17 protein-coding genes are annotated in these 24,517 nt (G+C 73.1%); 8 read left to right on the top strand and 9 right to left on the bottom strand.

Translation table 11 applies throughout. The features are described from left to right. The first annotated feature begins 191 nt into the window (after nt 1-191). The 5 genes from ACFV9W_RS19495 (at nt 192) to ACFV9W_RS19475 (ending at nt 7,533) form a co-directional block, all read left to right on the top strand. Nucleotides 192-761 carry a GNAT family N-acetyltransferase gene (locus ACFV9W_RS19495; protein WP_385762428.1) on the top strand — a complete coding sequence of 190 codons (570 nt, stop codon included), beginning with the start codon at nt 192-194 and terminating at the stop codon, nt 759-761. Nucleotides 762-832: 71 nt separating this feature from the next. Next, on the top strand, nt 833-1,516 hold the full coding sequence (locus ACFV9W_RS19490; protein WP_385762426.1) for a spermidine synthase: 684 nt from the start codon (nt 833-835) through the stop codon (nt 1,514-1,516). Between the two features lie 93 nt (nt 1,517-1,609). Beyond that, nucleotides 1,610-2,347: a response regulator transcription factor gene (locus ACFV9W_RS19485; RefSeq protein WP_266714016.1), complete on the top strand. Its 738-nt coding sequence runs from the start codon at nt 1,610-1,612 to the stop codon at nt 2,345-2,347. Beyond that, nucleotides 2,344-3,474 (top strand): ATP-binding protein, encoded by a 1,131-nt coding sequence (locus ACFV9W_RS19480; RefSeq protein ID WP_385762423.1) that lies wholly within the window; start codon nt 2,344-2,346, stop codon nt 3,472-3,474. Before ACFV9W_RS19485 ends, ACFV9W_RS19480 begins: the two co-directional genes overlap by 4 nt. A gap of 240 nt (nt 3,475-3,714) precedes the next feature. Further along, on the top strand, nt 3,715-7,533 hold the full coding sequence (locus ACFV9W_RS19475) for a multifunctional oxoglutarate decarboxylase/oxoglutarate dehydrogenase thiamine pyrophosphate-binding subunit/dihydrolipoyllysine-residue succinyltransferase subunit (protein WP_385762421.1): 3,819 nt from the start codon (nt 3,715-3,717) through the stop codon (nt 7,531-7,533). Between the two features lie 79 nt (nt 7,534-7,612). Here the strand turns inward: ACFV9W_RS19475 and fxsT are convergent, their stop codons facing one another. From fxsT to ACFV9W_RS19435, 8 genes are all read right to left on the bottom strand, one after another. Beyond that, a complete protein-coding gene (gene fxsT, locus ACFV9W_RS19470; protein WP_385762419.1) occupies nt 7,613-10,624 on the bottom strand; it encodes an FxSxx-COOH system tetratricopeptide repeat protein in 3,012 nt (1,003 codons plus the stop codon). A 141-nt stretch (nt 10,625-10,765) separates the two neighbouring features. Then, nucleotides 10,766-12,196: an aKG-HExxH-type peptide beta-hydroxylase gene (locus ACFV9W_RS19465; protein WP_385762417.1), complete on the bottom strand. Its 1,431-nt coding sequence runs from the start codon at nt 12,194-12,196 to the stop codon at nt 10,766-10,768. Further along, on the bottom strand, nt 12,196-13,404 hold the full coding sequence (locus tag ACFV9W_RS19460) for an FxsB family cyclophane-forming radical SAM/SPASM peptide maturase (protein WP_385762415.1): 1,209 nt from the start codon (nt 13,402-13,404) through the stop codon (nt 12,196-12,198). The genes ACFV9W_RS19465 and ACFV9W_RS19460 overlap by 1 nt, the downstream gene beginning before the upstream one ends. Nucleotides 13,405-13,529: 125 nt before the next feature. Then, the gene (gene fxsA / locus ACFV9W_RS19455; RefSeq protein WP_385762413.1) at nt 13,530-13,736 is read right to left on the bottom strand and encodes an FxSxx-COOH cyclophane-containing RiPP peptide; all 207 of its coding nucleotides are present in this window, start codon (nt 13,734-13,736) and stop codon (nt 13,530-13,532) included. Between the two features lie 33 nt (nt 13,737-13,769). Then, nucleotides 13,770-17,165, bottom strand: a complete 3,396-nt coding sequence (locus tag ACFV9W_RS19450) for an SAV_2336 N-terminal domain-related protein (RefSeq protein ID WP_385762411.1) — start codon at nt 17,163-17,165, stop codon at nt 13,770-13,772. 4 nt (nt 17,166-17,169) lie between these two features. After that, nucleotides 17,170-18,189, bottom strand: coding sequence for an AAA family ATPase (locus tag ACFV9W_RS19445; RefSeq protein WP_385762409.1), 1,020 nt, complete (start codon nt 18,187-18,189; stop codon nt 17,170-17,172). A 121-nt stretch (nt 18,190-18,310) separates the two neighbouring features. Further along, on the bottom strand, nt 18,311-20,407 hold the full coding sequence (locus ACFV9W_RS19440) for a trypsin-like peptidase domain-containing protein (RefSeq protein ID WP_385762407.1): 2,097 nt from the start codon (nt 20,405-20,407) through the stop codon (nt 18,311-18,313). Then, complete coding sequence (locus ACFV9W_RS19435) at nt 20,404-20,916, bottom strand: CU044_2847 family protein (RefSeq protein WP_385762405.1); 513 nt, start codon at nt 20,914-20,916, stop codon at nt 20,404-20,406. The genes ACFV9W_RS19440 and ACFV9W_RS19435 overlap by 4 nt, the downstream gene beginning before the upstream one ends. Before the next feature lie 178 nt (nt 20,917-21,094). Between ACFV9W_RS19435 and ACFV9W_RS19430 the strand changes: the two genes are divergently transcribed. Further along, nucleotides 21,095-21,280 (top strand): DUF6104 family protein, encoded by a 186-nt coding sequence (locus ACFV9W_RS19430; RefSeq protein WP_010061466.1) that lies wholly within the window; start codon nt 21,095-21,097, stop codon nt 21,278-21,280. A gap of 21 nt (nt 21,281-21,301) precedes the next feature. On the opposite strand, the gene ACFV9W_RS19425 is transcribed toward ACFV9W_RS19430, so the two are convergent. Continuing rightward, nucleotides 21,302-22,135, bottom strand: coding sequence for a hypothetical protein (locus ACFV9W_RS19425; RefSeq protein WP_385762403.1), 834 nt, complete (start codon nt 22,133-22,135; stop codon nt 21,302-21,304). A gap of 168 nt (nt 22,136-22,303) precedes the next feature. On the opposite strand from ACFV9W_RS19425, the gene ACFV9W_RS19420 reads away from it, so the two are divergent. Then, the gene (locus tag ACFV9W_RS19420) at nt 22,304-23,257 is read left to right on the top strand and encodes a DUF4097 domain-containing protein (RefSeq protein ID WP_385762401.1); all 954 of its coding nucleotides are present in this window, start codon (nt 22,304-22,306) and stop codon (nt 23,255-23,257) included. 1 nt (nt 23,258) lies between these two features. Continuing rightward, nucleotides 23,259-24,263: a helix-turn-helix transcriptional regulator gene (locus ACFV9W_RS19415; protein WP_385762399.1), complete on the top strand. Its 1,005-nt coding sequence runs from the start codon at nt 23,259-23,261 to the stop codon at nt 24,261-24,263. The last annotated feature ends 254 nt before the right edge of the window (nt 24,264-24,517 follow it).

Raw genomic sequence — 24,517 nt, 5'->3', positions numbered from 1 at the left:
GTGGCGCGCCATATGTAATGACCCTCAAGCGAACGAGGTCCTTACAAAAATCCTGACGCGAGGGAGTGCGGGCATGACGGGCGAGGAACTCGTGCGGGACTGGGTCGACGGCTGGATCGCCTCGCGCGGCACCGCTCCCCCACTCGTCGAACCCTGGGGTTTACACGATTCACGTGGGCCAGCCGGAGCACGTGAGCCGGCACGTCATCGGCGCCACCAACGAGGCCGTGACGGAGGAGGCCGTGCGCAAGGCGGCGGAGTCGACGCGCGGCCGCGGCACCCACCTGAAGGTCTTCGCCGACCCGGCGCGGGTCCTGCCGTGGCTCGGCCCCGGGTGGAAGGCCTACGGGGCGGACGACTTCCTGATGGCGACGGACCTGACCCGGGCCGCCGCACCCCCGGCGCCCAGTGGCTACATCCGGCACATCTGGAACCGCGCGGGCGTCACCCGGGTCCTGCTCACCGACTCCTCGGGCGCGTTCGCCGCGCGCGGGCAGATCGCCCCGACCGGCGCGAGCGCCGTCGTCGACCAGATCGAGACCTCCGAGCACCACCGCCGCAAGGGCCTGGGCCGCGTGGTCATGGGCACGCTCCAGTCGGCGGCCCACGCCCAGGGCGCGACCCGCGCGGTTCTCGCGTGCACACCGGAGGGACGTTTCCTCTACGAGTCCGTGGGCTGGCGGATCGAGGCACCCCTGGCGAACGCGAAGTACGTGGGCACCCCCGACGCGACGCGGACCGGTTCGGTTCACCCTCTGTGACGAGCGCCATGTGAGACGTGGGACACAGAAAACACCCACGGCGCCCCCGCCCGTCGGCCAGAATGGCGGCCATGACGACTCTGCACGACCCCGATCCACCCGTCGTCCTCGATCGCCGCGAAGGCCCCTTCGGCGAGGTGGTCCTGCGCCGTCACGGCGACCTGCTCCAGATCATCGCCAACGGCACGTTCCTGATGGACACCTCCGACGGCCGCTCCGAGCGGCGGCTCGTCGACTCGGCCCGCGCCGCCCTGGACGACCGGGAGGAACCGCGCGTCCTCATCGGCGGCCTCGGCGTCGGCTTCTCCCTCGAACACGCGGCCGCCGACCCGCACTGGGGCGGCATCACGGTCGTCGAGCGGGAGCCCGCCATCATCGACTGGCATCGGAACGGCCCACTGCGCGAGCTGTCCGCGCAGGCTCTCGCCGACCCCCGTACCGACATCGTCGAGGCCGACCTCGTACGGCATCTGCACACGGCGACAGACACCTACGACGCGCTCTGCCTCGACATCGACAACGGCCCCGACTGGACCGTCACCGAGGACAACGACACCCTTTACGGACCGTCCGGCCTCGCCGCCTGCAAGGACCGACTCGACCCGGGCGGTGTTCTCGCCGTATGGTCCGCACAGCCGTCAGCAAATTTCGAAGAAACCTTGCGGAATGCCGGATTCCAGGCGGTGCGCACCGAAGAGATCCCGGTTGTCCGGGGCGTCCCTGACGTGGTGCACCTCGCACTGAGGCCCACGTAGCCGACCGGCGGTAACTCCCCGTACGCTGACGTCCGAAACCCGATCATTCAAGCGTCAAGCGCGTCACGACGGCGCGCACTCAGGGGCGGGGCGATGGAGCAGACACACACCTCCCACAACACCACCACGACGACACAGGGAGCCCAGCGACGGGTCCTTGTCGTCGAGGACGATCCGACCATCGTCGATGCCATCGCCGCCCGGCTGCGTGCCGAGGGATTCCTCGTGCAAACCGCGCAGGACGGCCCGGCGGCGGTGGACACGGCCGAGGCCTGGCAGCCCGACCTGCTGATCCTCGACATCATGCTGCCCGGCTTCGACGGCCTGGAGGTCTGCCGTCGCGTGCAGGCCCAGCGTCCGGTGCCGGTCATGATGCTCACCGCGCGCGACGACGAGACGGACATGCTCGTCGGCCTCGGTGTGGGCGCCGACGACTACATGACCAAGCCGTTCTCCATGCGGGAGCTGGCGGCGCGCGTGCACGTGCTGCTCCGCCGCGTCGAGCGGGCGGCGCTCGCCGCCACGACGCCGCGCAGCGGGATACTGCGACTCGGCGAGCTGGAGATCGACCACGCGCAGCGCCGCGTGCGCGTGCGCAGCGAGGACGTGCACCTCACGCCCACCGAGTTCGACCTCCTCGTGTGCCTGGCGAACACGCCGCGCGCGGTCCTCTCCCGTGAGCAGCTGCTCGCCGAGGTGTGGGACTGGGCGGACGCCTCGGGCACCCGCACCGTCGACAGCCACATCAAGGCGCTGCGCCGGAAGATCGGCGCGGAGCGCATCCGCACCGTGCACGGCGTGGGCTACGCGCTGGAGACGCCGAACCCGTGAGCGGCGCGGACCGGAACCGGGCACCGGCAGGGCGGCCGCACCGGCCGCCGTTCAACCCTCAGTGGGCGTCCGGCGGTCTGCGCCCCTTCTCCGTGAAGGCGAAACTCGGCACGCTCGTCGTCGTCTCGGTCTTCATCACCACGGGCCTGCTCATGGTGGCGATGTACACGGCGACGGAGCTGCGCTTCATCACGGTGTTCTCGATCATCGCCACGCTGCTGATCACGCAGTTCGTGGCGCACTCGCTGACGGCTCCGCTCGACGAGATGAACACCGTCGCCCGGTTCATCTCCAACGGCGACTACTCGCGCCGGGTGCGCGGCGCGGGCCGGCGCGACGAGATCGGTGACCTCGCGGTCACCATCAACCGCATGGCCGACGAGCTGGCGGCCCAGGACCAGCAGCGCAAAGAGCTCGTGGCCAACGTGTCGCACGAGCTGCGCACGCCCATCGCGGGCCTGCGCGCCGTCCTGGAGAACGTCGTCGACGGCGTGATGGCCGCCGACCCCGAGACGATGCGCACCGCGCTGAAACAGACGGAGCGGCTCGGCCGCCTCGTCGACACGCTGCTCGACCTGTCCCGCCTGGACAACGGCGTCGTGCCGCTGAAGACGCGCCGCTTCGAGGTCTGGCCGTACCTGTCGGGCGTCCTGAAGGAGGCCAACATGGCGGTCTCCCAGCGCGCCGGACTCGCCTCGGGATCCGGCACCCACACGCGTACGGACGTCCATCTGCACCTCGACGTCACGCCGCCCGAGCTGACGGCGCTCGCCGACCCGGAGCGCATCCACCAGGTCGTCGCGAACCTCATCGACAACGCGGTGAAGCACTCCCCTCAGCACGGCCGCGTCACCGTGCTCGCCCGGCGCGGCCCCTACCCCGATTCGCTCGACCTCGAAGTGATCGACGAGGGCCCCGGCATCCCGCAGTCCGAGTGGCACAAGGTCTTCGAGCGCTTCAACCAGGGCGCCGCCACCGGCGACAAGGGCGACGGCGGCACGGGCCTCGGCCTCGCCATCGCCCGCTGGGCCGTGGAACTGCACGGCGGACAGATCCGGGTGGCCGAATCCGCTCGGGGCTGCCGGATCAAGGTCACTCTTCCGGGAGAGCCCGGAACGCAAAGTTGACGTAGGGTTTCGGTCAGGCAGGGGTCAAGAGCGCGCCGGGCAGACACGAACACGCCGGGCGCGCATCCGAACGTACCGAAACCCCGGTTGTTTCCCGCCATTTCCCGGCCCGAAACGCAACTTCCGGTGTGACTTACGTGACGGATGACCGGCCCGGTCTGCACGTCTCGTCAATGGAGGCGTAGCCTTTATTCCCGCTGTCCATCACCTTGTGAGAAGCGGAAGAGGGCGGTTACCGCCGTGTCGCCACAGTCCCCCAGTAACTCGAGCATCTCCACCGAGACCGACCAAGCCGGGCAGGGTAAGAACCCTGCGGCCGCGTTCGGACCCAACGAGTGGCTCGTCGACGAGATCTATCAGCAGTACCTCCAGGACCCGAATTCGGTTGACCGAGCCTGGTGGGACTTCTTCGCCGACTACAAGCCAGGTGCCGCGGCCGCGGGGGCCGCGACGACCCCGAAGCCGGCCGAGAAGCCCGCGGCCCCGGCCGCACCCGCAGCGCAGGCCCCCGCCGCGCCCGCGAAGCCCGCAGCCGCAGCTCCCGCACAGGCTGCCGCTCCGGCCCCCGCGAAGCCCGCCGCTCAGGCCGCGCCCACCGCGCCGAAGCCGGCCGCTGCCGCGCCTGCGAAGCCCGCAACCCCGAAGAAGGCTGAAGAAGTGACGACCGAGGCCCCTGCCGGCCCCGAGCTCGTGACGCTGCGCGGTCCCGCCGCCGCCGTCGCGAAGAACATGAACAAGTCCATCGAGGTCCCCACGGCGACGTCCGTGCGCGCGGTCCCGGTGAAGCTGCTGTTCGACAACCGCATCGTCATCAACAACCACCTGAAGCGGGCCCGGGGCGGGAAGATCTCCTTCACGCACCTCATCGGGTACGCGATGGTGCAGGCCATCAAGGCCATGCCGTCGATGAACTACTCCTTCCAGGAGAAGGACGGCAAGCCGACCCTGGTGAAGCCGGACCACGTCAACTTCGGTCTGGCCATCGACCTCGTGAAGCCGAACGGCGACCGCCAGCTGGTCGTCGCGGGCATCAAGAAGGCCGAGACGCTGAACTTCTTCGAGTTCTGGCAGGCCTACGAGGACATCGTCCGGCGCGCCCGTGACGGCAAGCTCGGCATGGACGACTTCACCGGTGTCACGGTCTCCCTGACCAACCCCGGCGGCCTCGGCACCGTCCACTCGGTCCCGCGCCTGATGCCCGGACAGTCGGTCATCATGGGCGTCGGCTCCATGGACTACCCGGCGGAGTTCCAGGGCACGTCCCAGGACACCCTGAACAAGCTCGGCATCTCGAAGGTCATGACGCTCACGTCGACCTACGACCACCGGGTCATCCAGGGCGCCGCCTCCGGCGAGTTCCTGCGCATCGTCGCGAACCTCCTCCTCGGTGAGAACGAGTTCTACGACGAGATCTTCAAGGCCCTGCGGATCCCCTACGAGCCGGTCCGCTGGCTCAAGGACATCGACGCCTCGCACGACGACGACGTCACCAAGGCCGCCCGCGTCTTCGAGCTGATCCACTCCTACCGGGTCCGCGGCCACGTCATGGCCGACACCGACCCGCTGGAGTACCAGCAGCGCAAGCACCCCGACCTGGACATCACCGAGCACGGGCTCACGCTGTGGGACCTGGAGCGCGAGTTCGCCGTCGGCGGCTTCGCCGGCAAGTCGATGATGAAGCTGCGCGACGTCCTCGGCGTGCTGCGCGACTCGTACTGCCGCACCACCGGCGTCGAGTTCATGCACATCCAGGACCCGAAGCAGCGCCGCTGGCTGCAGGACCGCATCGAGCGGCCGCACGCCAAGCCGGAGCGCGAGGAGCAGCTGCGCATCCTGCGCCGGCTGAACTCGGCGGAGGCCTTCGAGACCTTCCTGCAGACCAAGTACGTCGGTCAGAAGCGGTTCTCCCTGGAGGGCGGCGAGTCCGTCATCCCGCTGCTCGACGCGGTCATCGACTCCGCCGCCGAGAACCGTCTCGACGAGGTCGTCATCGGCATGGCCCACCGCGGCCGGCTGAACGTCCTGGCGAACATCGTCGGCAAGTCGTACGCGCAGATCTTCCGGGAGTTCGAGGGCAACCTCGACCCGAAGTCGATGCACGGCTCCGGCGACGTGAAGTACCACCTGGGCGCCCAGGGCACCTTCACCGGCCTGGACGGCGAGCAGATCAACGTCTCGCTGGCCGCCAACCCGTCCCACCTGGAGACGGTCGACCCGGTCATCGAGGGCATCGTCCGCGCCAAGCAGGACATCATCAACAAGGGCGGCACGGACTTCACGGTCCTGCCCGTCGCCCTGCACGGTGACGCGGCCTTCGCGGGCCAGGGTGTGGTCGCCGAGACGCTCAACATGTCGCAGCTGCGCGGCTACCGCACGGGCGGCACGGTCCACATCGTCATCAACAACCAGGTCGGCTTCACCGCCGCCCCGGAGTCCTCGCGCTCCTCCATGTACGCCACGGACGTGGCCCGCATGATCGAGGCGCCGATCTTCCACGTGAACGGCGACGACCCCGAGGCCGTCGTCCGCGTTGCCCGTCTGGCCTTCGAGTTCCGCCAGGCGTTCAACAAGGACGTCGTCATCGACCTCATCTGCTACCGCCGCCGCGGTCACAACGAGTCGGACAACCCGGCGTTCACGCAGCCGCTGATGTACGACCTGATCGACAAGAAGCGCTCGGTGCGCAAGCTCTACACCGAGTCCCTCATCGGTCGCGGCGACATCACCCTGGAAGAGGCCGAGCAGGCGCTCCAGGACTTCCAGGGCCAGCTGGAGAAGGTCTTCACGGAGGTCCGCGAGGCCGTCTCGCACCCGGCCGCCGCCGAGGTCCCCGACCCGCAGGCCGAGTTCCCGGTGGCCGTGCAGACGGCGATCTCCCAGGAGGTCGTCAAGCGCATCGCCGAGTCCCAGGTCAACATCCCGGACCACGTCACGGTGCACCCGCGTCTGCTGCCGCAGCTGCAGCGCCGCGCCACCATGATCGAGGACGGGACGATCGACTGGGGCATGGGCGAGACCCTCGCCCTCGGCTCGCTGCTCCTGGAGGGCACCCCGGTCCGGCTGTCCGGTCAGGACTCGCGCCGCGGCACCTTCGGTCAGCGCCACGCGGTCCTCATCGACAACAAGACGGGCGAGGACTTCACCCCGCTCCTCTACCTGTCGCCGGACCAGGCCCGCTACAACGTCTACGACTCGCTGCTCTCCGAGTACGCGGTCATGGGCTTCGAGTACGGCTACTCGCTGGCGCGTCCCGAGTCCCTCGTGATGTGGGAGGCGCAGTTCGGTGACTTCGTCAACGGCGCGCAGACCGTCGTCGACGAGTACATCTCGGCCGCCGAGCAGAAGTGGGGCCAGACCTCCGGCGTCACGCTGCTGCTGCCGCACGGCTACGAGGGCCAGGGCCCGGACCACTCCTCGGCCCGTGTCGAGCGCTTCCTGCAGCTGTGCGCGCAGAACAACATGACGGTCGCCATGCCGACGCTGCCGTCGAACTACTTCCACCTCCTGCGGTGGCAGGTGCACAACCCGCACCACAAGCCGCTGGTGGTCTTCACGCCGAAGTCGATGCTGCGCCTCAAGGCCGCCGCGTCGAAGGTGGACGAGTTCACGACGGGCGGCTTCCGCCCGGTCATCGGCGACACCGAGGTCGAGTCGGGTGCCACGGACCCGAAGGCGATCAAGAAGGTCGTCTTCGTGGCGGGCAAGCTGTACTACGACCTCGAGGCCGAGCGGAAGAAGAGCGGCGTCACCGACACCGCGATCATCCGCGTCGAGCGTCTGTACCCGCTGCCGGGTGCCGAGCTCCAGGCCGAGATCGCCAAGTTCCCGAACGCCGAGAAGTACCTCTGGGCGCAGGAGGAGCCGGCGAACCAGGGTGCGTGGCCGTTCATCGCGCTCAACCTGATCGACCACCTGGACCTGGCCGTCGGCGCCGACATCCCGGGTGCCGAGCGGCTGCGCCGCATCTCGCGGCCGCACGGCTCGTCCCCGGCGGTCGGCTCGGCCAAGCGCCACCAGGCCGAGCAGGAGCAGCTGGTGCGCGAGGTCTTCGAGGCGTAAGGCCCCGGAGCACAGCGACAGACCGAAGGCCCGGTCCCCGAAAGGGGGCCGGGCCTTCGGCCGTTCCGTTCCCGGCGGCTCACGTCACCTGCGGCTCGAAGTCCCAGTAGGGCCGGTTGCGGGCCCGCGCCGACAGGGTGTGGATGTGCTGCTTGCCCAGCGTCGCGGTCAGGTCGGACAGCGCCTCCTGCTCGGTCTTCTCGGCCTCCTGCCGGTTGCCGAGGCCCCGCAGGTCTGCCGCGTGCGCGACGCGTGCCGTCAGGGTGAGCGGATGCGTACGGCCGAGGGTCTCGGCGGCGCGGGCCGCCGCCGAGGCGCTGAGCTCGGCCGCGGACGCGGTGTCCCCGACGAGGTTGCGCAGCGCCGACGCGTTGACGGCGCAGCCCACGGTCCACGGATGGTTCTCGCCGACCGCGGCCGCCATGTCGGTCATGGCCCGCTCGATCAGGTCGTGCGCCAGGTCCCGCTCGCCGACGCTGCGCAGGATCAGCGCGTGGTTGGCGCGGCCCCCGGCGATGAACGGGTGTCCTTCGGCGAGCCGCTCCTCGTAGCGCGCGAGGATGTACTCGCTGGTCTCCCGCGCCTGGTCGATGTCGCCGTGCTCGCGGGCGAAGCAGCTGTGGCTGACGGCGGCGGCCAGCGTCTGCGGGTCGTTCTCCCCGAGCTGGCGCTCGTAGCGCTCCCGGACGCGGGTGAACAGCGGTCCCGCCCGCCCGTGGTCGCCGAGCCGGTACAGGCACTGCGCGAGGTTGTGCTCGGCGAGCAGCGTCTGCGGGTTCTCGCCACCCATGACGAGGCGGTACTCCCGCACGTTCTTCGCCTGCATGGACTCGGCCTCGGTGTAGCGGCCGAGGAGGCGCAGGTTCGTCGCGTAGTGGATCTCGGAGAACAGCGCCCAGGGGTGCCGGCTCTTGAGGAGCAGCCTGCGGGCCTCCAGGGTGCGCCGGTCGATGTCGAGGCTGTCCTTGTAGCGGCCGAGCAGGCGCAGCGCGAAGCCCAGGTTGTTCAGGGCGTTGAGGGTCCGGGAGTCCTGCTCGCCGAGGAGTTCGCGGTAGGCCGGGTACAGCCACTCGTACAGCTCGCGCGCGTCCTCGTAGCGGCCGAGGCCCCACAGGTCGGCGCCGAGGCCGATGTTGGCGCGCAGGTAGTCGAGGTCCGCGGCGCCGCGCTCGGCGAGCAGGTGGTCGGCGGCGGTCCGCCCGATCTCCTCGGCGCGCTCGTACTCGCCGGCCGCGCGCAGCAGGTTGGACAGGTGGTACGAGAGGTCCCAGACCCGCTGGTGGGTGTCGCCGAGGCGGCGCTTCCAGGTGGCGAGGGCGCGCTCGCCGAGCTTGATGCCGGAGACGTACTCGCCCGTGAAGTACATGTAGCGCAGGCAGTTGAGGACCATGTTCTGGACCTTGCGGTCCTTGCTGTGCAGCACGTCGGCGTACTTCAGGTGCGGCACGATCGCCGCGTACTCGTCCCACAGGCGGGTGTCGGTGGCCCGGCCGGGGTCGGCGGCGGCGAGCGCCCCGCGGACGACGTCGATGAACTCGCGGCGGTCCTCCTCGGGCATGTCCTTGTGCACGATCTGGTGGACCATGCGGTGCAGGTACAGGGACTCGCCCGCCGCGGCCGACTCGTCGCCCACCGTCTCGTGGGACTCCAGGCGCACGACGGAGTACTGGCGCAGCTGGTTGATCGCCTTGTTCCACAGCAGCGGGTCGTTGAGCAGCCCGGCGACCTGCTCGGGCAGTTCGTCGTGCGGCATCTCCCGCAGCAGGCGTACGGGGATGAAGCCGGGCGCGAAGAACGTGCACAGGCGCAGCAGGTCGATGGACTCGGGGACGGTCTCGCGCAGCTTGTTGAGCAGGATCGACCAGGCGGTCTGGAAGGCGACGGGGAAGTCGGCGGAGACCTTGACGACGTCCTGGTCGATGCCGCCCTCCAGGAGCCCGATGTACTCCTCGACGGACATGTCCGAGTCGTTGAGCCAGCCGGCCGTCTGGTCGAGCAGCAGCGGCAGGTCCTCCAGGGCCTCGGCGAGCTGGTCGGCGTCCGGTTCGGAGAGCCGGGCGGCGCGGCGGCGGATGAAGGCCACGGACTCGTCGCGGGAGTAGACCGGCACTTCGAGGAGCTTGCTGTTGTGCTCGCTCCACTCGGGGTTGCGGGAGGTGATCAGGACGTGCCCCGGGCCGGTGGGCACCAGGTCCCAGATCTGGTCGGGTTCGTCGGCGCCGTCCAGGACGAGCAGCCAGCGCCCGTACGGGTCACCGCGGCGCAGCGAGTCGCGCACGGCGCGCAGCCGCTCGCCGTACTCGGGTCCGGTGGACAGGCCGAGCTTCGGCGCCAGTTCCGCCATCAGGCGGCGGTACGTGACCCGGCCCTCGGCGTTCACCCACCACACGACGTCGTACTCGGAGCCGAAGCGGTAGACGTACTCGGCGGCCAGCTGCGTCTTGCCGACCCCCGACATGCCGTGCATGGTGAGCACGCCCGCGCCGGGTTCGGCGCCCTGGAGCAGGTGGTACGCGTCGTTGAGCAGCGGCTCGCGGCCGGTGAAGCGCGTGTTGCGGCGCGGCACTCCGCCCCACACCTCGGGCATGGAGGCGGGGAAGCGCGGCCCGCGCCGCTCGCCGGTGGGCAGCTCGGGCAGCGGCTCCGTCGGCAGGTCGAGCCGGTCGAGCAGGCGGCGCTCCGCCTCGTCGGCGCCCATGTTGGTGAGCTGCGTCGCGGCCAGCACCGTCGTGGCGGTGGGCAGCGGGGCGGTGGTCACGGAGACGGCCGCGAACCGGTCGGAGTCGGGGGCGACGACCTGGCGCAGCGCCGCGTTCCACTCCTCGTGGGTGCGGGGGCCGAGCTGGAAGTACCACTCGCTGACGATGACGAGGACGCGGCCCTCGGCGAGCAGCAGGTCACCGAGGAGCTCGGCGAGCGGCACGTCGGCGCGGGAGTCCCAGCGCGCGTACACGACCCGCAGGCCGCGCCGCTCCAGCCGGTCCCCGATCCAGGCCGCCCAGGCCCGGTTGAACCCGGCGAAACTGATGGTGACCGTGGATTTCCCGGCCCCCTTGCCGGTGGCTCCGACCGGCCTACGGATTGCAGACATGCAGCGGCCTCCCGGCACGTAATGGCTGAACCTCGGCACGACACCGCGTCAGGGCCGGGGCTGCCCCGCCCCGGCTGCGCGCGCCGCGCTCGCATCCCTTCCCGCTCATGCCCCGATCTTCGCTCCAACCGGGCTCGAATATCACCCAGTTGACCGCATCCGGCGTGCTGCGAACAGGGTTCGGGCCGCGTCCACGTAGGCACGCGCGCGTGCGGCGTGCCCGCGGGGCGCCGGGTGCTCGCCGAGCCGTTCGTAGGTGGCGACCATCTGGTCCACGAGGCGGCGCCCCTGCGGGGTGAGGTCCGTCGACCCGACGACGGCGGGGAGCGCGGCGCCGACCTGCTCCTTGCAGCGCGCGTGCACGGCCCACGCCGACTCCCGCTCGGCGGCCCTGCCGACGCTCAGCGCGCGCCGCTGGAAGAAGTCGGCGAGCGCCAGATGCGAGTACGCGCCCTGGAGCAGCCCGTCGAAGGGGCGCGGGTCGGGGCGCCACGGCGCGAAGTAGCGGGCCGCGCCGCCCGCCCGGTGCAGCGGCACCAGCTGGGCGACCGTGAGGAGCTTGGTGTGCTGGAGCTCGTGGACGAGGGTCGCCGCGAACACGGGCGCCGTGGGCGGGGTGCTGCTGAGGACCGCGCCGAAGGCCTCGCGCCGGGTGCCGCTGCAGGTGCCTGCCGTGGCGTCGTACGGGTCGGAGCCGGGCGGCGCGGTGAGCGGGACGAGGCAGCGCAGCAGGGCGACGGCCTCCGCGAGGCGCTGCTCGCCGCCGAGTCGCAGCTCGACGGCGGTGCCCGACCAGGCCTGGAGCCAGCGTTTGCGTTCGGCGTCGTCGAGGGTCGCGGGTTCGCTCGCGCCCCGGTAGTGCGCGCCGCCCTCCGCCGCGCGGTACGGGTCGAGGTCGTCGAGCGGGGTGGGGGCCGCGCCCTCGGTGAGGCCGGGCAGCGCGTGGGCGGGCGTCCAGGCGGGGTCGTCGGACCAGGCTCCGGTGCCGCGTTCCAGGCGGACGACGACGGGTGCGGAGCCTCGGCCGCGGATCTTCAACTGGCCGTATTTGCAGGCGACTTCGTATGTCGTGCCGTCGGGCTCCGAGGTGCGCAGCGTGCCGAGCGAGGGCAGGCCGATGACGCCGCCGCGGGCTGTCAGGCGGATGGTGAAGGGAAGGCCCGCGCGGGCGGCGGCCGCCGCGGCGAGGGCGCTGAAGTGGGCGAGTTCGTACGCCAGTTGCCGACTGCGCTCCTGCGCTCCTGGCCGGTACGGGTCGGTGCGCAGGAGCGTCAGGCAGCGCTGGACCCAGGGGCCGACCAGCGGGTGCAGGAGGCGTGCGCGGGCGGGCGAGTCGGCGGGCCGCGAGGTCGTGGCGTCTGCCGCCTCCATCAGCGCCCAGTCCTCCCTGAGGCGCCTGCGGGCGGGCGGCGGGCACAGGCGGGGGTCCGCCTGTGTCACGGCGTCGAGCACAGCGCGCAGCGTGAGCAGTCTGCGGGTGTCCTGGGCGCGGACGAGCAGCGCGAGGGCCTGCGGGCCGCCTTCGGTGCGGCCGAGTTCGGTCAGGGCGTGGTCCGGGAGTGCCGGGAGCATCACGGGTGGTCCCCTTCGGGGTGGGCTGCGGGCACCGTGTCCGCGGTGAGCACCGCCGCCACATGACGGATGAAGCGCTGCAGGTCCGCGCAGTACACGGACGGGTTGGCGAACCCGTGTCCCGCGCGGTAGCGGTGGGCGTACTGGCCGCCGCCGCAGACGTCGAGCAGCGGGCAGGCCCGGCAGTCGGCTGCGAGCGCGGCGGCGCCCGCCTGCCGGGCGGCGACGGCGGGGTGGGCGAGCGCCGCGTCGAAGTCGTGCCGGAAGACGTCGAGTCCGGTCCAGGCGGCGCCGTCGTAGGCGGACTTGAGCGAGTCGACCTGTTCGATCGTCCCGTCGGTCTCGACGACGACGGCGTCGAAGGGGGCGAGGCCGAGCGGTTCGACGGACGAGGGCAGGCCGAGGAGCAGGGCGAGGCACTCCTCGAAGAGGCGCACCCGTGTCTCCCGGTGCCCGGCCCCCCACCACCGGTCGAACGCGGCGCACAGCCAGCCTCCGTACACCTCCCCGCCCGGTTCCCAGCCGGGCGGCGGCGCCGTCCAGTTGCCGTGCGGCAGGAGCAGGTCGAGCGCCGGCGGGCGGAGCGTGAGCAGCGATTCGTACGTCTCGACCGGGTCCTGCGCGGGGTCGATCACGGCGAGGATCCCGGCGTACGAGTCCGGGAAACGCTCGGCGGTCAGGCGGGCCCCGCGGGTGGCGGCGGTCCAGGAGGGGCGTCCGGCGCGGTCGACGCGGCGGGCGTTGTGGGCCTCGAGGCCGCCGTCGAGGCTGATGCCGACGCGGACGCCGTGCCGGGCGAGGGTCGCGAGGCGCCGCTCGGTGAGCAGGGTGGCGTTGGTCTGCACGACGGTGTGCACCTGGCATCCGGTGGGAGCCCGTTCGCGGACGAGGGCGGTGAAGCGGCCGAGCGCGGCGGCGCCCGCGAGCAGCGGTTCACCGCCGTGCAGGACGAGCGAGAGGTGCGGGAGCGCGTGTACGCGCGCGTGCTCGGCGATCCGGGCCGCGGTGCGGTCGAGGACCTCGGGGGACGCGGCGGCGGGGCGGGTGCTCCAGGTGTGGTCGGGGCCCTCGTAGAGGTAGCAGTAACGGCAGGCGAGGTTGCAGCGGCCGTGCACCTTGACGACGAACTGCCGGAAGGGGACGGGCCGTTGCCGCGGTGTCCGCCCGACGGCACCTTCGGAGACTCCAGCCACTCCGGTACCCCCCATGCCGTGCGCCCGCAGTACGGGCTCGCGCGTACGGGGCGCCTTCCCGGTGGGGCGCGCGGCACAAACGTGGTCGGTTCAACGTTGTCCGGTTCGCTCGCGCGCGGCGACCGAAACCGGTCGGGGCGTCACAGCGCGCTGCTGAACCCCCAGAGCATCTCGCCGGGCCGCTCCTCGCGCTCCCGCAGGTCCTCCAGCACCTCGTCCAGTACCGGGTGTTCGGCCTTGCGCAGTTCGGCGAGGCTCAGCTCGGTCGGGTCCGGGCAGGGCTCGGCGTGCTCGTCCTGCCGCGGCGGCAGCGGCCGGGCCGCCGGCGGTTCTCCCCATGCGTCCATGACGTTCCCCTCTCCCCGGCCGACGGCCCGGTGTCAGGCCAGCTCGGCGAGGCGCTCCGCTGTCTGCCGTGCCGTCGGTCCGCTCCTGGTCACGATGTCCTCGGGCAGCCTCGACCACTCGCGGCGGGCGGCCCGATAGGCCTCACGGGCGGCACGCGGGCGTGCCGCCGCTTCGTAGGACATACCCCGCAAGTGGTGTGCCTGCGCGCCCAGAAGCACGGCTTCCTGGCGGGACCGCTCGGTATCGGCCTCCCGCTCGGCGCCGCGGGCGGACTCGGCGGCGTACCGGAACGCGTCGACGGCCTCGTCGAGGCGGGCGGGGCGGCCGAGGCTGCGGAACACCTCGAACTGCACCTGTCCGAGCTCCAGCCAGCTGCGCGCGGCGGGCAGGAAGTCGTCCGCCTCGGCGGCGGCGAGCCCCAGGAGGTACTCGGCCTCGCGCAGGTCGACGCGGTCGCCCCGCGCGCGGTAGCGCAGCATCAGGGCGCGGCCGAGCAGCAGCAGCCGGTGGGCGAGCCGGGCGCTGCCCGCGGGGGTCTGGGCGCGGCAGTCCCGCAGCACCCGGATCGCCCGCGACAGCGCGTCCTGCTCGGCGGGCGTCGACGGCTCGGCGCCCGCCCGGAGCAGCAGCACCTCGCCCCACTCGGCGAGCGCCGCGGCGTGGGCCGCGGAGTCCCTCGGCATCCAGTGCGCGGCCTGCTCGAAGTGGCGTGCGGCGGCCTGGAGTTCGCGCGGGTCGCCGGACTCGGCGTGCCGGGCGCGGGCGACGCGGGCGGCCCGCAGCAGGACCGCGGCGCGCAGCCGCTGGTCGCGGGCCGCCGCGAGGGCCTCGTCGACCCGCGCCGCCGCCTCGTCGAGGCCGTCGCCGGTGACGAGCAGGGCGTCGACCAGGTCGAGCAGCACCCGCACCCGCGGCACGCCGCCCGGGTCCTGTGCGTCTCCGTTCAGGGCGGTGCGCAGCGAAGCCGCCGCCTGCTCGGCGTACTTGACGGCCTGCTCGCCGTCGGCCGCGGCGCCGGACAGCCGGAGCAGGATCCGGCCGTGGGCGAGCGGGAGTTCGGGCGGATGGCTGCGGCCCTGCCAGGTGTCGACGAACGCTTCCAGCATGCCGACCGCGCCCTGCAGCAGCGCGCTGTCGCCGCCGAGCCGCCACTGCGCCTCCAGGGCCGCGACGCGCTCCAGGGTGAGCCGCAGCGCCTCCGACTCGGCGAGGTCGGGCGCCGAGCAGGCCACGGCGTACTCCCGGTCGGCCCTGCGCAGGAGTTCGAGGGCGCCGGGGTGGTCGCCGCGGCGCCTGCGGTCCGTGGCGGCGGTGGAGAGCACGCGCGCGAGGACGGCACGTTCGCGCAGCGCGTGCGGGTGGGCGGCGGCGCGCTCGGCGGCCTGCTCGGCCTCGCGCAGCAGCTCGGCGCCGCCCTGCACCTCCCACAGCCGCAGCACGCAGTGGGCGTACTCGGCCCACAGCTCGAAGTCCCGCTCCGTGGGCGACTCGTGCTCGGCGGCGCCGCGCAGCAGCTGCACCGCGTCGATGAGGTCCTGCACCATGCGCTCGCTGTCGAAGCGTGCGGCGAGCGCGCGGGCGCGGGTGACGGCGGGGTGGGTGGGCGGCGCCTCCTGCGGCCCGTCCTGGCCCGGCCGCCCGTACAGCGCGAACTGTTCGGGCAGCGGCATGAAGCGCTCCAGGACCCGGGCGGCGACCTCGGCGAAGGGCTGCGGGACCAGGCCCGCGCCGTTCGCCCCGCCGTCCCCGTTGTCGCCGTCCACGGCGTGCGGGGGCCGGTATCCGGAGCCTGTGGGGCGGTCGGTGACCGCGTCCGCTTCGCCGCCGCCGTCGCTGTCGCCGAGCTGGGCCAGCGCGAGGGCCGGGAAGTTGGGGCCGCCCTTGCCGAAGCGGGCCTCGATGTACTCCGAGCAGTGCTTGAGGACCAGGACGGCCTCGTCCCTGCCGAGCGGTCCGAGCAGCGACTCCTGCACGCCCGGCGCGAACTCGTACCACTGGACGCCGTCGCCGCCGCTCCCGTGCTCCTCCTTGGTGCGCGTGAGCAGGCCGCTGAGCAGTACCTCCGCCAGTTCGGAGGGGCCCGAACCGGGCAGCATGGTCCGCTGCACCAGCTGCATCACCGGCAGGCACAGCGGGGCCGCCGCGAGGAATCCGGCGAGCTTGCTCGCGTCCGGTGAGGCGGTGGAGCGGAACCGGGAGACCAGTTCGAGCACGGAGGGCCGCTGCGCCTGCCGCCCCGCCGACGCCCGCCGCTGATCCGCCCTGACCCAGCCGACGGCCCCGGAGACCGGTCCCGCGCCGGCCCCCGACAGGAGCCGCGCCCAGGCGCCGAGCGCCACCGGCTCGGGCGGCAGCACGGGCACCGGGAGCGCACCCGCGCGGGCCTGCGCCGAGGGCCCCGCCGCCGTCCGCACGCGCAGCGCCGCGGCGCCGCCCAGCGCCTCGCCGCGGCTCAGCTCCCCGTACGAGACCGGGAGCCGGGTCCTGTTCCACATGCGCTGCGGCAGGGGTTGCAGCACGGCGGCGGGGGCCTGCCGCGCCAGCTGGTGCAGGAGGCGGTGGGCGCGGCCGCTGCGCCACAGCGGGCCCGCGCAGTCGCTGACGAGGAGGGTGATCTGGCGGCCCGACGGGTCGCTGAGCCGGTCGGTGGAGTGCAGGGGCGCCCCGTACAGCTCGGGGCTGCGGCTGACGGCGGCCTGCGCGTCCGGGCCCTCGTGCAGATAGCTGACCTGGATGTCCCAGAAGGCTCCCAACTGGCCGAAGACCTGCTCCAGTTCGGCGAACATCCGGTCCCACACGCGCATCGAGGAGGAGGCGTCCATCACGAGGCTCAGGCGGGCGTCGGCGCGGGTCACCGCGCGGAACACCGGCAGCACGAGGCCGCCCGCGCGCGCGGTGCGCTCCGCGGTCGCCGTCTCGTCGAGCACCGAGCGCAGCGGCGGTGCGGCGCTGCGGTAGCCCTGCAACGGCCGCAGGGCGCGCTGGAGTTCGAGCGGGGCGGGGAACGCGGGCGCCGCCGGGACGCCGACCGGGAGTGGGGCGGTACGGCCGCCGCCGCGCCCGCGACCGCTGCCGGAACGCGGGACCGGGTACAGCGCGACGCGCCGGTCGCCGCCCCCGTCGTACACCTGGGGCGCGGGCGGCTCGGGCTCGGTCTCCGGTGTCGCGGGGCGCGGGTCGGGCGGCACCGGTGCCGGTCGCGGCCCTTCGAAGGGGGGCCGCGGCCCGGGGACGGGCTCCAACTGCGGCGCGGCCTGCGCGGGGCGCGCGTACCGGGCCAGCCACAGTGCGTCGCACAGCCCCTCGGCATCGGGGTCGAGCCCGATCCGCCGCAGCCTGGCGATGAGTTCGGCGACGGGGTCGCCGCCCTGGCGTCCGGGCTCCGAGGGCGAACCGGGCCCCTGGCGCGCCGTCGCGTCGGGAGTCACCGCTTCACCTCGGGCGGTCGAGTCGCTGGATCAGGAGGTCGGCGAAGGACTCGCGGCTGGTGGGGGCGGCCGCGTCGGTCAGGTAGATCGCGTTCAACAGCTGGTCGGTGGCGAGGAGTTCGCTGCGCGAGCGCTCCAGGAACCGGTTGATCAGATCGTCGCCCGCGCGTGCCGCCTCGTCGCCGAGGTGGGCGCGGACGAACGTGGCGAGCCGGTTGTGGTCGGGCCTGCCGAGTTCGAGGTGGATGCAGCGGCGCATCAGCGGGGCGGGGAAGTCGCGCTCCCCGTTGCTGGTGAGGACGACGAACGGGAAGGCGTTGCAGCGCACCCGGCCGTCGCGGACCCGGACCTTGACGCCGTCGGCGGTGAGCACCTCGGCTTCACCATCAGGTAACCGGTCGGCGACCCGTTCGAGTTCGGGTATCGCGAACTCGCCCTCCTCCAGGACGTTCAGCAGGTCGTTGGGCAGGTCGATGTCGCTCTTGTCGAGCTCGTCGATGAGCAGCACGCGCGGCGTCGTGGAGGGCAGCAGCGCGGTCCCGAGCGGCCCGAGCCTGATGTAGCTCCCGATCCCCTCGACGGCCCCCGGCGATCCGGCCGCCGAGCCGAACCCGCCCTGCGCCGCGATCTGCACGTCCTGGAGGCGGGCGATCGCGTCGTAGTGGTAGAGCCCGTCCTGGAGCGTGGACCGGCTGACGATGGACCAGCGCAGGACGTTGCCGAGCCCCAGCTCGTACGCCACCGAGTGCGCGAGCGTGCTCTTGCCCGCGCCGGGGCTGCCCGTCACGAGCAGCGGGCGGCGCAGATACAGCGCCGCGTTGATCATTTCGAGCTCTTCGGCGCCGGGCCTGTGCAGCTCCGCCAGGTGCCGGTGCGCGCCGAGCCTGCGGTCCTCGGAGCCGTCCCCGCCGTTGGAGCCCCGTCCCGAGAAGTCCCGCCAGGGCGGCGGCGGTGGCAGGCGGTCGAGTCCCTCGTGGGGTTCGCCGGCGCCACGGTAGATGAGCCACTCACTGGATTCGGTCATGGTCCGGTCCTCGTCGTCACTCGTCCAGCAGGGCAGCCGAAGGGACGTGCCTCACGGTATCGATGGTTCGTGGCGCTGGTAAGGGCCCCGTGGGGAGCTGGCCTGAAGGGGCGTGGTGGCGTCACGGCGCCTCCAGGAGTTCGCCCGTGCCGGGCAGGGGCTGGTTCGGGTCGTCGTAGAAGAGGGCGATGCCGTCGGCCCAGTACGCCTCCGTGTGGCTCGCCAGGAGCTTTCTGCGCAACTCGTGGACGCGCTCCGGCAGTTGCCGTGCCCCGCGCGGGTCGGCGACCGTGACGGCCGCGCCCCGGTGGAACTCGCCGCACACCGCGGCCGAGCGGGCCGGACCGCGGCGCCACAGGGCGACACCGAAGCCGCCCAGCAGAATGCGGGCCAGCGCCTCGGTGTCGTCCTCGTAGCGGTGCTCTCCGTAGCGGCACATCACCGGTACGGATCCGGGTGACAGATCGCGCAGCTCCAGGCCCTCGGGAACCGGCCTCGGCACCCCGTCGTCGCAGTCGAGGATCTCCGCCCGGGCGCCGTGCGCGTGCAGCCAGCGCCAGCGGTCCGCGCGGTCGTCGTCCGACACGGGCCACGCCGGGCCGCAGTCCTCGAAGCCCGGCTCGCCGGGCAGCCGGTCCCGGTCGCCGCAGCGCAGCACGACGGGGCCGCGCACGCCGAGCGGCGGTTCGTCGGGGCGCAACCGCCAGCCGTCCACCGGCAGGTCGAGGCGGTTGTGCGGCAGCACCACCTGGAGGGTCGCGGGCCAGCCCGGCTCGTCGCACTGCCGGAAGGCCTCCGCGAGGGGCGCGGCGAGCCGCTCCGGGAGGGCGTCGGTCGGCGTGCGCTCCTCCTGGCGCACGCAGTCGCGCGCGCCGCCCGGCCGGGTCACGTACACCTGCCAGTCCCAGTGGTCCCGCTCCCAGCCGCGCTCGACGAGTTCGAGCAGCGCGGCGGGGCGGGCCGCCCGGTCGGGGGCGGGCTCCGGCGCCGCGCCCGGGGGCCTGCGCTGCCGCAGGCGCTCGATCCGCTGCTTCTCGATACGGCGTCTGCGTCCCAGGTCGAGCCGTTCCTCACCGGCCTGCCGCACCCACTCCCACAGGGCCTGCTCGGCGTCCGCGGTGCCCGGGGTGACGTAGGGGCGCTCGGCCGTCAGGACCCGGATCGCGTAGTCGAGCACGAGGGCCCGCACTCCCTCGTCGTACGCGCCTTCGTACAGGGCGCCGAGCCCGTCCCGCCAGCCGCGCGGCGAGGGCAGCGGGGTGCCCCCTTCGAACTCCGGGACGGACTCCAGGATGTCGAGCAGACCGCGGGTGCTGACCGGGGGCGGCAGGTCGGCGAGGCGGCCGAGCAGCTGGACGCGCTCGCCCGCGGTGAGGGTGCGCCCCGGCCGCGCGCCGAGCCGGCTCTGCACATCGGCCCAGGTGCCGCGGGCGGGCTGCGACTGCCGCTGGCGGTCCCGGTGGTAGCGGTCGTGGGCGTGGCAGACCGCCTGGTACAGGTCGTCGTGCTCGGCCCGCACCGCCTGCCCCGGCACCGGCGCGGGCAGCGTGCGCAGCTGCTCGATCCCGATGGACGTGCCGCCCCGCCCGTGGTCCGCCCGAGACTTCAGTACGCCGATGACCTCGCCGCGCACCGGGTCGACGACGGGGCCGCCCGAGATCCCGTACGGCAGGTCGTTCTCCCCGAGGCGCAGCTGTACGCCGGACGACCAGTCGCCGATGGTGCCCTTGACGGCGATCGGCCCGTCGAGCCGGCAGACCTGTCCGTCCACCACGGTCCAGCCCGCGTAGAAGACCTCCCCCTCGCTGTAGTACGCGGCGGGCCGCTCGGCTACGTAGACGCATTCATGGTCGACGGGTTCGCGCAGCCGCACGAGGGCGAGGTCGGGGGCGGGCCACCTGCCGGGCACCGCCTGCTCGACGCCCTCGGGGAGCGTGGCGACGACGTCCCCGGGCACCTGGGACGTGCCGCGTCCCGGTCCGCTCTCGTAGACCACCGTCAGCTCGCCCCCTTCCCCGCCGCGTGCCACATGTGCGCAGGTCAACACCCAGTTCGGGGCGATGAAGAAGCCGCTCCCGACGAAGCTTCCGGGTTCGTCGGCTGCATACCCGGCGCCCGTGCGATGAATGCGCACCGTGGCCGCCATGACGAGTTCACGCAGTGCAAGGAGGGCGGCATCCCGCTTGCCCGGTGCGCCCCCGTCGCGCCCTGGTGTCATGCCCCCGCCCCGGCGACGGTCGGATCGGCTCCCCCGTGCGCCGGGGCGCCGGGTGGCGCGCCGGGTTCCGCGTGGGGCGCGGGCGGCGGGACCGCGGCCGTGCGGGCGGCGGGGTCCTGCGGGTTCTCCAGGTCGGGCGGCCCTTCGTTCCAGGTGAGCGTGACCTTGATGCCCGCCTTCGCCTCGCCGTCCGCGAGCAGCCCGACGACCTTGCCCGCCTTGGCGGTCAGCTCGACGCCGAACTCGACGCTGACCTCGTCGGGGCGCACGGCGCGCAGTGGCCGCGCGAGGGAGCGTGCGACCCCCGTCACGAGCGCGTGCAGACTCTCGACACTCGCCTCCACGCGGTCCGTGAATCCGGTGTCGGAGTACGACAACTCGCCGTCGCGCAGGCCCAGTTCGTCGGCCTCGCCGGATATCCGGGCCCACACCGGGGTCCCGTCGGGCAGCGCGATCCGCGCGACCCTCGTCACTTCCCGTGCCTCTCCTTGCGCCCCTTGCCGCTCCATACCGCTCCCCCGTTTCCCGTTCCCCCGTGACCTCCCTTGCGGGACAAGGGTCCTTCCCCGGATGGGCGGGGGCTACCCCTCGGCCGGACGCCGGGCCCGGTCCTGCCCATAGGCTTGGTGGGCAGTCACACCACGCCCGCGCGCCCGCGCGGGCCCCGCACGCAGGAGAAACAGCCCCATGTACTTCACGGACCGCGGCATCGAAGAGCTGGAGAAGCGGCGCGGCGAGGAGGAGGTCACGTTCGAGTGGCTCGCCGAGCAGCTGCGGACGTTCGTCGACCTCAACCCGGACTTCGAGGTGCCGGTGGAGCGGCTGGCCACCTGGTTGGCGCGGCTCGACGACGAGGACGACGAGGACGAGTAGGCGCTTACGGGGCGGCTGCGGTCAGTCGCGGGTCGCGCGCATCCTGTCGTACGCGAATCCGAGCGCCCCGTGCAGCAGCAGGAGCGCCCCGGCCGTGGTCCAGCCGCCGCTGCGCCGCCGCAGGCCGTGCACGGTCAGCGGCAGCCCGGCCGCGAGCTGGGCCGCGGCGAGCAGCCGCGCCCTGGGGCCGCGCAGCCAGGGGCCGACGCTCGTGGCCTCCACGACGTCGAGCTCGGCGCGCACGGCGTCGCGCCAGCCCGACCAGGTGACCTGTTGCGCGTCCGGCTGGACCCGGGCGACCTCGCGCAGACGGTCGGCGGGTTCGCCGGGCGTCAGTCCTGCGGGGAGTGCGAGCCCGGCGCGGGTGAGCACCGCGAGAAGGCCGAGCATGCGGGCGCGCGCGTCGGACGCGCCGTCGCCGGTGTCGGGTTTCGCGAGGGCTTCGAGCGCTTGCAGGTCGAGCACGGGGTCGAGGCCGAGGCGGGCCGCGAAGGTGCGCAGCGCCTCGGCCTCACCGACCGGGGTGCCGTTCGCGAGCCATTCGTAGCCGACCGGGCGGCGGAACCCGGAGGCCAGCGTGAATCCGCTGCGGTCGGCGTCCCACCACAGCGCGAGCACCGGCCAGCTCGCGCCGACGGCGAGGGCGCCCGCCCAGCCGCCGAGCACCCGGTCGACGGGTTCGCCGCCACTGTCCTCCATGGACAGCCACGGCTTCGCCTCGGGCACGAGGACGCTCCACTCGCGTCCGGCGCGGGTGAGCAGCATCCGCTCGCGCAGCAGCTGGGCGGCGGGCCCGACGACGGACGGTTCGGCGCGGCAGAGCAGCAGCGCACCGGCGGGTTCGAGGGACGACATGGCCCCACGCTAGGGCAAGTCGGTGCAATTCCGCAGTAATTGGACGTCCCGTCGGGTGCTGGAGCCCGGAGTTTCGCGACAGTCTTGACTTTCACGGTCCGCGATATATCGTGTTTGACAGAGGACGCGATATGGCGCGTTCGCTCCAGTCGTCGAGGAGGTCGCACCATGCCCGAGTGGTCCGTCACGGAGCCGCGGAAACTCGTCTTCGACGAGCCGGTGTCGGCCCTGCACGTACGCATCGTGAGCGGTGCGGTGAACGTGGTGGGGACGGCCGAGGGCCCGGCCCGCCTGGAGGTGTCGGAGATCGAGGGACCGCCCCTGCGCGTCACGCAGTCGGACGGCGTCCTCACGGTCGCGTACGACGACCTGCCCTGGAAGGGCTTCCTCAAGTGGCTCGACCGCAAGGGCTGGCACCGCAGCGCGGTCGTCTCCCTCGCAGTGCCGGCGGACACGCGGGTCGAGGTCGGCGTGGTCGGCGCGGGCGCGGTGGTCTCGGGCACCGAGGGGCACACGGAGGTGAAGGGCGTCACCGGCGACACGACCCTCGTCGGTGTCACGGGCCCGGTGCGCACCAGCACGGTGTCCGGTGGCGTCGAGGCGCAGGCGGTCACGGGCGACCTCCGGTTCAACTCGGTCTCCGGGGACCTGACCGTGGTCGACGGCTCGGGCTCCTTCGTGAAGGCGGACACGGTGAGCGGATCGATGATCGTGGACCTGGACCCCGCGGGCCCCACCGACGTGAGCCTGACGAGCGTCTCCGGCGAGATCGCCATCCGCATCCCGCACCCGGCGGACACGGAGGTCGAGGCGAACACGGCGAGCGGATCGGTGTCGAACGCCTTCGAGGACCTGCGGGTCGCGGGCGCCTGGGGCGCCCACAAGATCACCGGCAGGCTCGGCGCGGGCACCGGCAGGCTGAAGGCGACGACGGTCTCCGGATCGATCGCCCTGCTGCGCAGGCCGCCATCGGAAGGCCCCCCTGCCGACGAGGCCCCGCCCGCCCCGGGCCCCTCGGACGCCCCGGCCCCCTCGGACACCCCCGAGCCGCAGGACACCGCCCCCGCAGGCACCGACGGCTCCGCCGACACCGCCGGCCCCGACGACAAGAAGGTGCTCTGACATGCCCCCCGTCTTCGCCCACGGGCGCCTGCGCCTCTACCTGCTGAAGCTGCTCGACGAGGCTCCGCGGCACGGGTACGAGGTGATCCGCCTCCTCGAAGAGCGCTTCCAGGGCCTGTACGCGCCCTCGGCCGGCACGGTCTACCCGCGACTGGCCAAGCTGGAGTCGGAGGGCCTGGTCACCCACACCACGGAGGGCGGCCGGAAGGTCTACGCGATCACCGAGGCGGGCCGGGCCGAACTGGCGGACCGCAGCGGCGAGCTGGCCGACCTCGAGCTGGAGATCCGCGAGTCCGTGGCCGAGCTGGCGGCGGAGATCAGGGACGACGTGCGGGGTGCGGCGGGCGATCTGCGCCGCGAGGTGCGTGCCGCCGCGTCCCGGACCCGCGCGGAGCCCGGACCCGGCGACTTCACGGACAAGGAGGCGTGGCGCGCCACCAAGGAGGAGGTGCGGCGCGCCAAGCACGAGTGGAAGGAGCAGGCGCGGCGGGCGAAGGACGAGAGCCGCCGGGCCCGCGAGGAGGCCCAGCGGGCGCGCCGCCAGGCCAAGGAGTCGCAGGAGCAGGTGCGCGCGCAGGCCGCGGAGGACTTCCAGCGCATGGCCAAGCGGGTCCAGGAGCAGGTCCAGGACCACTTCACGCGCGGCGACTGGCCGACGGGGGTGCGCGAGGGCCTGACCGAACTGGCCAAGGAGTTCGGGGAGTTCGGCAAGTCCTGGGGCAAGGACGTGGGCAAGGACGCCGGGCCGACCGCCCCGGCCGACCCCCAGTACCGCCCGCCGAACGACGAGGTCCCCGCCGAGTACATCCCGTCGTGGGCCTCGGAGGAGCACTCCAGCGGCGATCCGGCCCGCGACCTGGACCGCCTCCTGGACCGCTTCCGCGACGAGATCCGCGACGCGGCCCGCGACCACGGCGTGACCGAGTCCCAACTGACGGAGACCCGAAGCCACTTGGCGACGGCGGCCACACACATCGCGGCGACCCTCCGCGCGGGGAAGGCGTAAGACCGGGGGCGAGGGGCCCCGGCGGGAGAGCGGACCGGCCGGGTTCCCTCTCAGCCCGCCGGGCCCCGTCAGCCCACCGGGGCTCACCTCCCGACTCACCGAGGCTCACCCCTCACCACACCGAAACTCGCCCCTCAGCCCGCCGGGCCCCCTCGGCCCACCGGGGCTCACCTCTCGGCCCACCGAGGCCCACCCCTCAGCACACCGAGGCTCACCTCACCCCACCGACGACGCCCCCCCCCGGAGCCCCGCCG

The sequence above is a fragment of the Streptomyces sp. NPDC059897 genome (assembly GCF_042730865.1).
Taxonomy (GTDB): domain Bacteria; phylum Actinomycetota; class Actinomycetes; order Streptomycetales; family Streptomycetaceae; genus Streptomyces.
Note: the sequence above shows the minus strand (reverse complement) of the source record. Positions and strands in the feature narration are given on the sequence as shown.

What these genes read in the sequence shown, in the direction of transcription:
- ACFV9W_RS19490 (WP_385762426.1), top strand. Translation starts at nt 833, where the DNA reads ATGACGACTCTGCACGACCCCGATCCACCCGTCGTCCTCGATCGCCGC.
- ACFV9W_RS19485 (WP_266714016.1), top strand. Translation starts at nt 1,610, where the DNA reads ATGGAGCAGACACACACCTCCCACAACACCACCACGACGACACAGGGA.
- fxsT (WP_385762419.1), bottom strand. Translation starts at nt 10,624, where the DNA reads ATGTCTGCAATCCGTAGGCCGGTCGGAGCCACCGGCAAGGGGGCCGGG.
- ACFV9W_RS19465 (WP_385762417.1), bottom strand. Translation starts at nt 12,196, where the DNA reads ATGCTCCCGGCACTCCCGGACCACGCCCTGACCGAACTCGGCCGCACC.
- ACFV9W_RS19460 (WP_385762415.1), bottom strand. Translation starts at nt 13,404, where the DNA reads ATGGGGGGTACCGGAGTGGCTGGAGTCTCCGAAGGTGCCGTCGGGCGG.
- fxsA (WP_385762413.1), bottom strand. Translation starts at nt 13,736, where the DNA reads ATGGACGCATGGGGAGAACCGCCGGCGGCCCGGCCGCTGCCGCCGCGG.
- ACFV9W_RS19445 (WP_385762409.1), bottom strand. Translation starts at nt 18,189, where the DNA reads ATGACCGAATCCAGTGAGTGGCTCATCTACCGTGGCGCCGGCGAACCC.
- ACFV9W_RS19440 (WP_385762407.1), bottom strand. Translation starts at nt 20,407, where the DNA reads ATGACACCAGGGCGCGACGGGGGCGCACCGGGCAAGCGGGATGCCGCC.
- ACFV9W_RS19435 (WP_385762405.1), bottom strand. Translation starts at nt 20,916, where the DNA reads ATGGAGCGGCAAGGGGCGCAAGGAGAGGCACGGGAAGTGACGAGGGTC.
- ACFV9W_RS19430 (WP_010061466.1), top strand. Translation starts at nt 21,095, where the DNA reads ATGTACTTCACGGACCGCGGCATCGAAGAGCTGGAGAAGCGGCGCGGC.
- ACFV9W_RS19425 (WP_385762403.1), bottom strand. Translation starts at nt 22,135, where the DNA reads ATGTCGTCCCTCGAACCCGCCGGTGCGCTGCTGCTCTGCCGCGCCGAA.
- ACFV9W_RS19420 (WP_385762401.1), top strand. Translation starts at nt 22,304, where the DNA reads ATGCCCGAGTGGTCCGTCACGGAGCCGCGGAAACTCGTCTTCGACGAG.
- ACFV9W_RS19415 (WP_385762399.1), top strand. Translation starts at nt 23,259, where the DNA reads ATGCCCCCCGTCTTCGCCCACGGGCGCCTGCGCCTCTACCTGCTGAAG.